This is a genomic window from Thalassospira sp. CH_XMU1420-2 (assembly GCF_037029325.1).
In the GTDB taxonomy this organism is placed as follows: domain Bacteria; phylum Pseudomonadota; class Alphaproteobacteria; order Rhodospirillales; family Thalassospiraceae; genus Thalassospira; species Thalassospira povalilytica.
In genome coordinates, this window is the sequence record NZ_JAYMEG010000004.1 from 238,822 (window position 1) to 250,635 (window position 11,814).

Here is an 11,814-nt window from a genome sequence, read left to right on the forward strand (position 1 = left end):
TTGGTACTCGAATGTGCAATGAGTATGCCAAAACAGAAATAAAAAATACTATTTAAAATCAAATGCTTATTTTGCAGTTTTTTGACAAATCGGCATAATCTTGCCGATATGCCGGAATCAATCGGCGGATTCTTGCCGATGGACCGGAGGCTCAGATCGGCTTTTCGCGGCGGATATTGAGCTTTTTCATCTTCTCGTTCAGGGTCCGGCGCGGGATGTCGAGTTCTTCCATCACCGACTTGATATTGCCGTCATGGCGATCAAGGGCATCGCGGATAACGCGTTCTTCGAAATCACGCAGCTGATCGGCCAGGGCAAGGTCACCGGGCAATCGTGATGTTTTCTCAAATCCGGCCTTGAACAGGCGCTTGAACCTTTCCTCAGGGCTTCCGACCAGAAGGACATAGCGTTCGGCCATGTTTTTCAATTCGCGGACATTGCCCGACCAGTCATGGGATTTAAGTTGCCCGATCAGGACCGGCCCCAGACGTTCATAGGGGCGTTCAAACCGTTCGGCGGCGCGTTCGGCAAAGATATCAAACAGCAGGGCCACGTCATCCTTGCGATCGCGCAAGGGGGCGATGGCCAGTTCAAAAGTATTGATGCGAAACAGCAGATCTTCGCGGAATTTCCGTGCTGAGACGGCTTCGACCAGATCTTCGTTGGTGGCACAGATCAGCCGGAAATCGACCTTTACCGGGGCGTTTGAGCCGACGCGAACGACTTCGCGCTGTTCGATCACGCGCAGCAATTTGGCCTGAAGGGCAAGTGGCATGCTTGATATTTCATCAAGGAAAAGCGTGCCGCCGATTGCATGTTCGATCCAGCCGACCCGCTGACTGACCGCCCCGGTAAAGGCACCCTTTTCGTGGCCGAAAAGTTCGCTTTCAGCAGTGCTTTCGGGAATGGCGGCACAGTTTACTGCGACGAATTTTTCGTCGCGCCGGTCACTCAGATCATGGATGGCGCGCGCAACCAGTTCCTTGCCGGTGCCGGTTTCGCCGGAAATCAGGACCGGGACTTCGGTCGGTGCGATATTAGCAATTTCGTCCTTAAGGGCGCGCATCGGCAAAGAGTTGCCGATCAGGCGACTGTCCAGACTGCCGCGCTGGGCGATCTGTTGGCGCAGCTTGCGGTTTTCCAGAACCAGCCGACGCTTTTCGATGGCACGTTCGAGGCTTTCGACAATGTCTTTGGGTTCGAACGGTTTCTCGACAAAGTCATAGGCGCCGCTTTTCATGGCCTCGACCGCCATGGGGACATCGCCATGGCCTGTCATCAGGATGACGGGAATATCGGAATCGGCTGACAGCACCGATCGGGTAAAGGTGATGCCATCGAGTTTGGGCATCTTCACATCGGTCAGGATGACCCCGGCAAAATCCGGGCGGATATCGCGCAGGGCTTCGCGGGCGTCCTCATAGACGGTGACATCGAAATCAGACAGTTCCAGCCATTGCGACAGCGCCATGCGCATGGCGGCATCATCATCGACAATGATGATGTGCGGTTTTGCGAATTGATCCTGGGTCTGATCTGATGACGTCACGTTTTCTTGTCCCTGAGCAACGGCAATCGAACTTCAAAACAGGCACCGCCGGTGGTGGTGTTATAGGCTTTGATGGTGCCGCCAAAGTCCCGCACAATGCCATAAGTTACCGAAAGTCCCAATCCCACACCTTGGCCCGGGTCCTTGGTGGTGAAGAACGGATCAAAAAGCAGCGACAGCGTTTCGTCATTCATGCCCGGTCCGGTATCGGTAATGCGCATGACGACATCGCTGCGGTTGCTGGTCAGATCGATGCGGATGCGTTTGACCGAACTGTTTTCCATGGCATCGAGCGCATTGCGGATGATGTTGACGCAAATCTGTTCGATACGGACCAGATCGGCATGGACAAAAAGCGGTGTTTCGGGTTCGTGGCGTTCGAGCGTGCAGTTCTCAGAATCGAGTTGCGGGCTGAGAAGTTGCAAGGCGTTGTTCAGCGCGATCTTGAGATCGACGGCCTCCAGCACGCCGGTTGATTTGCGCGAGAATGTCTTGAGCTGTCCGGTGATCGCCCCCATGCGTTCGGTCAGTGATGAAATCTGGCCGATATTCTGATCAAGCTGATCGGTCTTGCCGCGTTCGATCATCAGTTTGGCACTGGCGCAGAATGTCCGGATGGCGGCAATCGGCTGATTGATTTCATGGGCGATGGCCGCCGACATCTGACCCAGGGCGGCCAGTTTTCCGGCCTGAACCAGTTCATTCTGGGTGCCGCGCAGTTCTTCTTCGGTCCTGCGGCGTTCGTTGATTTCTTCTTCCAGCCGGGTGTTGAGTGCCTGAATGCGTTCGAATTCGCGGGCTTCGCGCTGGGATGCCAGTTTCAGTTCGCGTTCGCGCAAGAACAGGATGACCAGCACAATCATCCCCCCGCCGATAATGGCAATCAGCATGACGGCGGCCTGACGGTCGGTGACCTGATCCATCGAGGTCAGATAATAGATGCGCCAGTCACTGCCGCGGATCGGTTTGCTGTCAAACAGGAAACGCTGGGAACTGATGGTGACAATGCCCGAACCCTTGGCAAGTTGCTGTCCGACATTAAGCGATGTCAGATCACGGCCGGAATATTGGCGGTTGCGCACGATGCGCGCGCGATCGGCATCCGAAAGGGGCGACAGGGTCCGGTATTTCCAGTCGCCACGACTGGTCAGGGTGATGACGCCATCGGCATCGGCAACGAAGACGGTTTCGCCGCCTTCCTGCCAGTTCATTTCAAGTTCATCGAGTTCGAGTTTGACGACAACAACCCCGATAACCGCGCCATTCTGGCGAATGGAATTGGAAATGAACAGGCCGGCCCGCCCGGTGGTGACCCCGATGCCAAAAAAGAATCCCTCGTTGCCGGCGATTGCCTGACTGAAATAGGGGCGGAATGAATAATCCTCGCCAACGAAGCTGTCGGGCGTGTTCCAGTTGCTTGAGGCAACGGTCATGCCGGTTTTGTCGAGAACATAAAGGGCCGCCGCCCCGGACCGGTCATTGACCCGTTCAAGATAGAAATTGGCAATCTGGGCTGATTGCGGATCGGAGATCGCATCGATCACCTGATGATGTCGGGCCACGACATAGGGCAGATAACGATACCGGTCGATTGCCGCGCGCAGGGAACTGTCATAAAGGGCAAGGCGCGCCTGTCCTGTGGTTTCAAGTTCGCGGATCGTCAGATTGCCGGTCGAACTGACGGCAAGCCACACCACCAGGGCCGAAATCACCGTGCCTGCGAAGGTCAGGCTTGCGCGGCTGAAATTGCGTAACCAGTAAAAAATTGCGGCCTCCGACAGCATCAGGGATCAAATTTCCGTGTCGCGCGTTTCCGATGGATTGGCGAATTGACCCCGGGATGGTGATTGTTATTGGGCGGGTTGGCGTAAAGTCAACAAATACAGGTAAATCGCGGTGATTGCTGTGCGTGTATTCGATAGGCCTTAATTATGCCGCAAGCGGTTATTTTTTCGCCACATTGGAATGTAAATTGTATAGTCGCAAAACTGAATTGGGTTTCGGCCCGCAAATTGTATCTGTCCAGATGACGAGGTCCAGGTGAGTAAGATCGCACTTGTTGATGACGACCGTAATATCCTGACGTCTGTTTCCATGGCCCTGGAAGAAGAGGGTTATGAGGTTCTGACATATTCGGATGGTTCGGAGGCGCTGCATGCCCTGACCAAGGAAGAACCGGATCTTGCCGTGCTTGATATCAAGATGCCGCGCATGGACGGATTGGAGCTTCTGACCCATCTGCGCAAGAAGACCGAAATGCCGGTCATTTTCCTGACATCGAAAGATGACGAGGTTGATGAACTGACCGGTCTTCGCATGGGGGCAGACGATTATATCAAGAAGCCGTTTTCCCAGCGTCTGCTGATTGAACGTATCCGCACATTGTTGCGCCGTTCGGAAATCATGCGCGCAGGCGGTGTACGCCCGAACGGGTCGGATGATGTGTTGCAGCGTGGGGATCTGGTTCTTGATCCGTCGCGTCACATGTGCAGCTGGAAAGGCCAGCATGTGAACCTGACCGTGACCGAGTTCCTGTTGATCCAGGCACTTGCGAAACATCCGGGCCATGTGAAAAACCGTGACCAGCTGATCGATGCGGCCTATGGCGAGCATATCTATGTTGATGACCGCACGATTGACAGCCACATCAAGCGCCTGCGCAAGAAGTTCCGCGAAACCGACAAGGAATTCAAGGAAATCGAAACGCTGTATGGCGTCGGGTACCGGTATCGCGACTCTGCCACTGTTGCAGGTTGATCAGACGAATTATGGTGCCGGGACAAATATGTTCCGGCATCTGTCATTTTTGCCGGCCCGACCATGACGGGCCAGTTACGCAGGTTTGAATGAGAGATCAAAGCGCTGGCGATCAGGACCAGACGACAAGCCAGTCCGAAACACGGACGGCACGCATAGAGGAACGCCACGGGCTGTTTTCCCCGTTGACCTGGCGCATTCTTGCCGTGAATGCGCTGGCGCTGTTTGTCTTGGTGGCGGGGATTTTGTATCTCGGCCGCTACAAGCAGGAACTCATTCATTCCGAGCTTGAAGCGATGGCCGTACAGGCCGAAATGTATGCTGCTGCGCTTTCGACATCGGCCGTCAGTTCCGAAGATGATGCAACCAACCGGGTGAAACTTGAAGTCGCACGCGAAATGGTGCGCCGTCTGGTCGGGATTACCGGCGCGCGGACGCGGCTTTTTGCCACCAACGGCAAATTGATGGCCGATAGCCGCAATATCCAGTCCTTTGGCGCGGGCACCATTCAGGCCGAAGAATTGCCCGCACCGGGCGATGAAGATGCCTTTGCCGAAATCATGCGCAAACTGACAGACGGTCTTTTGACCCTGTTTGAAGGCGAGCAACCCTTGCCGCTTTATGTTGATCCGCCGGTTGCCAGTGCGGCCGATTATCCGGAAGTGCGTGCTGCCCTTGCCGGCTATTCGCGCGGCGTGGTCCGGGTTGACAGCCAGGGGCGGCGCATTTTGTCCGTATCGGTGCCGGTGGCACGGTTCAAGCAGGTGCTGGCATCGGTGATGCTGACCAAAAGCGGCGAGCAGATCGAAAGTGCCCTGCATGCGGTGCGGCTTGATATCCTGAAAATCTTTGTGTTTGCCTTTGGCATCACGGTGTTGCTGTCGATTTATCTGGCCGGGGTGATTACCCGTCCGCTTAATCGTCTGGCGCGCGCCGCCGAACGGGTCCGGCGCAGCAAAAACCGCCAGTTCACCATCCCCGATCTTTCGGACCGGCGCGATGAAATCGGTGATCTTTCGACCACCCTTCGTGATATGACCGAAACGCTTTGGGATCGTATGGATGCGATTGAACGGTTTGCCGCCGATGTCGCGCATGAAATCAAAAACCCGCTGACGTCGCTGCGCAGTGCGGTGGAAACGGCCACCCGGCTTAAAGATCCGGAACGCCAACGCCGTCTGATGGAAATCATTGCCGAAGACGTGCAGCGTCTTGACCGACTTATCAGTGATATTTCCGACTATTCGCGCATGGATGCCGAATTGTCGCGTGCCGAAAGCGAAGAGGTTGATCTTCGGGTTCTGTTGCAGACGCTGGGTGAACTTTACAATGCCGATCCGAGCGGCCCGCGCATTCGGGTATCTGTGCCCGAAGATCTGAATGTTCCCGCCCTTGAAAGCCGGTTGACCCAGGTGTTCAGAAACCTGATTTCAAACGCCATCACCTTCAGCCCCGAAGGCGGCGAAGTCCGTGTGCGGGCATGGCGTGACAAGGATTGGGCGGTAATCACGATCGAAGATGACGGGCCGGGCATTCCGCCGGGCAAGGAAGAGGCGATCTTTGACCGCTTCTATACCGAGCGGCCATCGACCGAGAAATTCGGGCAGCATTCGGGGCTTGGTCTTTCGATTTCCAAGCGGATCATTTCCGCCCATAACGGCGAACTGAGCGCACAGAATCGGGTGGTTGATGATGCGGTCAAGGGCGCGATATTCACCATTCGCCTGCCGCTGGAATAAGATTTTTCCGGTCAGAAACCGCCAAACGCTTATGCGGAAGGTCAGGTTGCACCCGATCCGCTTGTTTGGTGTTTGACAACAAACGCCCGGCCCCGCATCGTTTTCCCATTATGTCCCAACTTCATGCAAACTGTGTCCAGATCGGTGCCCATGCGCTGTTATTGCGCGGGCCGTCCGGTTCGGGAAAATCCAGTATTTCCTTGCGCCTGATTGATGCGGGGGGCTGTCTGATTTCGGATGATCGGACGGACCTTGTTGCGCGTGACGGACGTTTGATCGCAACAGCGCCATCAACGATTGCCGGGTTGTGCGAAGTGCGCGGCATCGGCATTGTACGCGGATTGCCGATTGCCGCCGAAGGCGATGTCAGGGTTCTGATTGATCTGGTGGCGGACGCAACCCAGGTTGAAAGAATGCCGCACTGCACTGCCGAAGAGATTTGTGGCATAACTGTCCCGCGTTGGACATTATGTGCAACCGATCGGGCACTTGATGCCAAGATCAGGGTCGCGCTGGCAGTTGCGACCGGTGAAATGCGACTTGAAGCTTAAGGACTCTGTTTTGCAGAAAACGCCTGTCAAATCGTCTGATGACCTGCAAACCGCGCTTGGCAGTTTTGATGGCAAAAGCGGTCTTGTTCTGGTCACCGGTGTATCGGGGGCCGGTCGGACGACCACCCTTAAGATTCTTGAAGATTTCGGGTTTGATGCGGTCGATAACCTGCCGCTTCGGATGTTGTCGGCACTGGTGCCAAGCGATTGCCGCCCCGACCGCCCGATTGCCATCGGGCTGGATATCCGTACCCGTGATTTCGGCGTCGACCAGTTTGTCGACATTGTCGGACGTTTGCGCAAACAGACCAGCATGGAACCGTTGATGATCTATGTCGATGCCGAGACATCGGTATTGCAGCGCCGCTTCACCGAGACGCGGCGTCCCCATCCGTTAAGCCACGACCGGCCGCTGGTGGATGCGATCGAGCATGAAAAACGCCTGATGGCGCCGATTGCGGCGACGGCGGACATGCGGATCGACACATCCAGAATGAAATCGGCCGAACTTCGCAAGATCCTTCAGGACCAGTTCGACATTGGCGAAAACGAAGGCATGGCGATTTTTGTCAAAAGCTTTTCGTTCCGTCAGGGCGTGCCGGCAGAAGCCGATCTGGTTTTTGACGTTCGCTTTCTGCGCAACCCGCATTATGATCCCGAGCTTCGCCTTTTGACCGGGATGAATGACCGGGTGGGCAAATATATTGAAGAAGACCCGGACTTCGCAGGGTTCATCACCCGTTTGAAGGCAATGCTGGAGCCGATTTTGCCGCGCTATGCGCAAGAAGGGAAAAGCTATCTGACCATTGCGATCGGATGTACGGGTGGACAACATCGTTCGGTTTATATCGCGCGGATACTCAATGACTGGATTGCCGATCTGGGATATGACACACATCTCGGACATCGAGACAAGCCAGATGAACCGACATCGGGGGAGTGACTAAAATGGAGAAAACTGCATGATCGGGATGGTGCTGGTCACCCATGGCGATCTCGCGAAAGAGTTCGTATCTGCCTTGCAGCACGTCGTTGGCGAGCAGGAAAATGTCGAAGCGGTCTGTATCGGACCCGATGACGACATGGAACAACGCCGTTCGGACATTCTTGCCAGCGTCGAAAAGGTCGATAGCGGCAAGGGGGTTGTCCTTTTGACTGACATGTTTGGCGGGACTCCGTCCAATCTGGCGATTTCCATCATGGAACAGGCAAATGTCGAAGTTATCGCAGGGGTAAATTTACCTTTGTTGATCAAACTGGCATCTGTTCGCATCGACGGGACACTGGCCGAGACGGTAAATGCGGCCCAGGATGCCGGACGCAAATATATCAACGTCGCGTCGCGTCTGCTAAGCGGCGAGGAATAAGTCAGCAACAAAAATAAGAAGGTCGGATGTATCGCGATCAAGCATCCGGCTGGCGGGGACATAGATGGCGCAAAAGGAAAAACGAATCCTTACGATCAGCAACCAGCGCGGATTGCACGCGCGGGCGGCGGCGAAATTTGTTAAACTGGCTGGTGAATTTGAATCCAGCATCATGGTCCGCAATCGCGGCACCGAAGTTTCGGGCGTATCGATCATGGGGCTTATGATGCTTGCGGCATCGATCGGCACCGAGATCGAAGTCGAAGCCACCGGACCGGACGCCGCCAAGGCGATCGAGGCCCTGAACGAACTGGTCGATGCAAAGTTCGACGAAGAATAAGCCGACCGGCAATACCCAAGATTTCTGAAACCAAGACTTCTGACTTTCGGGAAAACAACAAGAACAGGTTCTGACCCCAGGTTTGCAAGTTCCGCCAAAAGACACAACCATCACCGACGATCACGCAACCGGCGCACGCCGCGTCATTACCGGGCTGGGCGCATCGGGCGGAATTGTGATTGGTCGGGCATTTGTTCTGGACCGGCAATATATCCAGATCAGCCGCAAACCGGTCGCCGAAGACGCCATTCAGGCCGAATGCAAACGTCTGCATGACGGTGTTGGCGAAAGTATCGATCAGCTGAAACGGCTGAAATCCCAATCATCGACCGCCGACAGTGCCGCCTCCGAGGAGCTCGGCTTCCTTCTGGATGCCTATATCCACATGCTGACCCAGTCGCGTCTGGTGCGCGGGGCAGAAGAACTGATTGTGTCGCGCCGCCTTAATGCGGTGCATGCGGTCAGCGAAGTGATCGACGCCATCGCGACCCAGTTTTCGGGCATGGATGATCGCTACATCGCCGCACGCGCCACCGATATCCGCGAGGTAGGCCTGCGTCTGATGCGCTGTCTGATGGGGGAAACCGACCGGGCGGTGGACAAGGCACCCAAGGGGGCGATCCTGATTGCAGAAGATGTCAGCCCGGCCGATATGGCACGGTTTGAACCCGGACAAATGACCGCCTTTGTCACGGCCCTTGGTGGGGCCGAGGGGCATACCGCGATCATGGCGCGATCCCTTGGTATTCCGGCGGTTCTCGGGGCGGCTGATATCATTCGTGGGGTATCTGGCGGGGATCAGATCATTGTCGATGGCGGGCGCGGCGAAGTCATTCTGTCGCCGACGGACGCCGATATCGAACATTACAGTCAGCGTCGTGCTGACTGGCTGGCGGCACGTGACAAGCTTGCTGCCCTTCGTGATGTGCCATCGGCGACCCGTGACGGGGTGGATATTGATCTTCATGCCAATATCGAATTGCCGATCGAACTTTCGGCCGCCCTTGAAAACGGGGCCACGGGCATCGGGCTTTTGCGCAGTGAATTCATGTTCATGAACAAGGATTATCTGCCCGACGAGGATGAGCAATACGAAGAACTGGCCGATATCGTAAAGCGGATGGACGGCAAGCCGGTGACGATCCGCACCCTTGATATCGGGGGGGAAAAGCTGGCCGTCGCCTTGCAGTCGGAAATCGCATCGGGGCCAAATCCGGCCCTTGGTTTGCGCGGTATCCGGTTGTCGCTTCGGAAATCGGAACTTCTTGAAGTGCAGTTTGCCGCCATCTTGCGGGCGTCGCTGCATGGACCGGTGCGGGTTCTGATCCCGATGGTGGTTGGGGTGCATGAAATGACCCGGGCGCGCCAGATATATGAATCCGTGGCCAAACGCCTGCGCAAGGAGGGGCATGCCATCCCCGAAGCCTTGCCACCGCTGGGCGCAATGATCGAAATTCCGGCCGCGGCGATCGCCATTGATACCCTGTCGCGGGAATGCGATTTCTTTGCGATCGGGACCAATGACTTGACGCAATATACCCTTGCGATCGATCGGACCGATGATCAGGTCGCGGGTCTTTACGATCCGCTTAATCCGGCTGTGCTGCGCCTGATCCGGGATGTGATCCGGGTGGCAGGCGAACGCGACATTCCGGTCAGTGTTTGTGGGGAAATGGCCGGTGATCCGCGCTATGTCCCGCTTTTCATCGGGTTCGGGTTGCGCAATCTTTCGATGTCGCCGGTCAATCTGTTGCCGGTCAAACAGCGGCTGCGCCGGCTTGATACCCGAAATTCCCACCATCAGGCCAATCGGGTCATGGAACAATGGGATTCGGCGCGGATCGCCATGATGCTTGACGATTTTAACGATCTGGCCTGATTGCACGGCCGGCCGGTCTTGCCCAAACAGACAATCATCCCGACATAGTGGACACCCAAGTCAATTTGCACGGCAATCCGGCGGATTTCGGCGGCGCGTTGCCGTTTGCGCGATGCATGTTGCGTGTTTGGGCAAAAAAAGACTTGAAAACGATATAAAGAAATCTTTATATGTGACCCATCGCGGTCAGGGAAGTGATCGCAACAGAATTTCTCGGCGTATCGGCAAGACCAGAAGTCTTTGGCGGATGCGCCATTCCTGTTTGATTGGAGACGACATGTCGAACTTTACCGATTACAAGGTCGCGGACATTTCGCTGGCCTCGTGGGGCCGCAAGGAAATCGCGATTGCCGAAACCGAAATGCCGGGCCTGATGGCGCTGCGCGAAGAGTATGGCAATGCAAAACCGCTTGCTGGCGCACGCATCGTCGGCTGCCTGCACATGACCATCCAGACCGCAGTTCTGATCGAGACGCTGACGGCACTTGGTGCTGAAGTTCGCTGGTCGTCGTGCAACATCTTCTCGACCCAGGATCAGGCTGCTGCGGCGATTGCGGCTGCTGAAATTCCGGTCTTCGCATGGAAAGGCGAAACCGAGGAAGAATTCTGGTGGTGCATCGAGCAGACCATTTCCGGTCCGAACGGCTGGAAGCCGAACCTTATTCTTGATGATGGTGGCGACGTTACCCAGCTGATCCATGACAAGTATCCGGAACTTCTCGAAGACATCAAAGGTCTGTCGGAAGAAACCACCACCGGTGTGCATCGCCTGTATGAAATGGCGAAAAAAGGCACGCTCAAGGTTCCGGCGATCAACGTCAATGACTCGGTCACCAAGTCGAAGTTCGACAACCTTTATGGCTGCCGTGAGTCGCTTGTTGATGGCATCAAGCGCGCAACCGACGTGATGGTTGCGGGCAAGATCGCGGTTGTTGCCGGCTTTGGCGATGTGGGCAAAGGTTCTGCTGCTTCTATGCGCAGCCAGGGTGCCCGCGTTCTGGTAACCGAAATCGATCCGATCTGCGCGCTTCAGGCCGCGATGGAAGGTTACGAAGTCACCACCATGGAAGACGCAGCCCCGGTTGGCGATATCTTTGTTACCACCACCGGTAACATCGACATCATCACCCTTGACCACATGCGTGCGATGAAAGACCGCGCAATTGTCTGCAACATCGGTCACTTCGATTCCGAAATCCAGATCGGTTCGCTGCGCAATTACAAGTGGGACAACGTCAAGCCGCAGGTCGACGAAGTCGAATTCCCGGATGGCAAACGTCTGATCGTTCTGGCCGAAGGTCGTCTGGTCAACCTTGGTTGCGCAACCGGTCACCCGAGCTTTGTGATGTCGGCATCCTTCACCAACCAGGTGCTGGCACAGATCGAGCTGTGGAAAAACCACGCGAACTACGAAAACAAGGTTTATGTCCTGCCCAAACACCTTGATGAGAAAGTTGCAGCCCTGCATCTTGACCGTCTTGGCGTGAAACTGACCAAACTGTCCCAGGAACAGGCTGATTATATCGGCGTTCCGCAGGCTGGTCCGTTCAAGCCGGATCATTACCGCTACTAATCGGTTATCACCGATCTGCATCAAAGCCGGTCTGTTCGTTCAGACCGGCTTTTTTGTGT

10 protein-coding genes are annotated in these 11,814 nt (G+C 55.7%); 8 read left to right on the plus strand and 2 right to left on the minus strand.

Annotated features, from left to right (window positions below):
- Window positions 1-151: 151 nt before the first annotated feature.
- Complete coding sequence (locus tag WA429_RS14830) at window positions 152-1,549, minus strand: sigma-54-dependent transcriptional regulator (RefSeq protein ID WP_287464735.1); 1,398 nt, start codon at window positions 1,547-1,549, stop codon at window positions 152-154.
- Window positions 1,546-3,333 carry a sensor histidine kinase gene (locus tag WA429_RS14835; RefSeq protein WP_287464736.1) on the minus strand — a complete coding sequence of 596 codons (1,788 nt, stop codon included), beginning with the start codon at window positions 3,331-3,333 and terminating at the stop codon, window positions 1,546-1,548. Before WA429_RS14835 ends, WA429_RS14830 begins: the two co-directional genes overlap by 4 nt.
- Window positions 3,334-3,589: 256 nt before the next feature.
- Here WA429_RS14835 and WA429_RS14840 point away from each other — a divergent pair, with 256 nt between their 5' ends.
- From WA429_RS14840 to ahcY, 8 genes are all read left to right on the plus strand, one after another.
- On the plus strand, window positions 3,590-4,306 hold the full coding sequence (locus WA429_RS14840; RefSeq protein WP_101246917.1) for a response regulator transcription factor: 717 nt from the start codon (window positions 3,590-3,592) through the stop codon (window positions 4,304-4,306).
- An 89-nt stretch (window positions 4,307-4,395) separates the two neighbouring features.
- Window positions 4,396-6,045 carry a sensor histidine kinase gene (locus WA429_RS14845; protein WP_258548124.1) on the plus strand — a complete coding sequence of 550 codons (1,650 nt, stop codon included), beginning with the start codon at window positions 4,396-4,398 and terminating at the stop codon, window positions 6,043-6,045.
- Between the two features lie 110 nt (window positions 6,046-6,155).
- Window positions 6,156-6,596, plus strand: coding sequence for an HPr kinase/phosphorylase (locus WA429_RS14850; protein ID WP_101247053.1), 441 nt, complete (start codon window positions 6,156-6,158; stop codon window positions 6,594-6,596).
- A 10-nt stretch (window positions 6,597-6,606) separates the two neighbouring features.
- Window positions 6,607-7,539, plus strand: coding sequence for an RNase adapter RapZ (gene rapZ, locus WA429_RS14855; protein ID WP_287464738.1), 933 nt, complete (start codon window positions 6,607-6,609; stop codon window positions 7,537-7,539).
- Window positions 7,540-7,558: 19 nt separating this feature from the next.
- Window positions 7,559-7,963 carry a PTS sugar transporter subunit IIA gene (locus WA429_RS14860; protein WP_101246919.1) on the plus strand — a complete coding sequence of 135 codons (405 nt, stop codon included), beginning with the start codon at window positions 7,559-7,561 and terminating at the stop codon, window positions 7,961-7,963.
- Window positions 7,964-8,027: 64 nt separating this feature from the next.
- Window positions 8,028-8,303, plus strand: a complete 276-nt coding sequence (locus WA429_RS14865; RefSeq protein ID WP_287464739.1) for an HPr family phosphocarrier protein — start codon at window positions 8,028-8,030, stop codon at window positions 8,301-8,303.
- 82 nt (window positions 8,304-8,385) lie between these two features.
- Window positions 8,386-10,182, plus strand: a complete 1,797-nt coding sequence (ptsP, locus tag WA429_RS14870; protein ID WP_228195040.1) for a phosphoenolpyruvate--protein phosphotransferase — start codon at window positions 8,386-8,388, stop codon at window positions 10,180-10,182.
- 277 nt (window positions 10,183-10,459) lie between these two features.
- A complete protein-coding gene (gene ahcY / locus WA429_RS14875; RefSeq protein ID WP_101247055.1) occupies window positions 10,460-11,755 on the plus strand; it encodes an adenosylhomocysteinase in 1,296 nt (431 codons plus the stop codon).
- The last annotated feature ends 59 nt before the right edge of the window (window positions 11,756-11,814 follow it).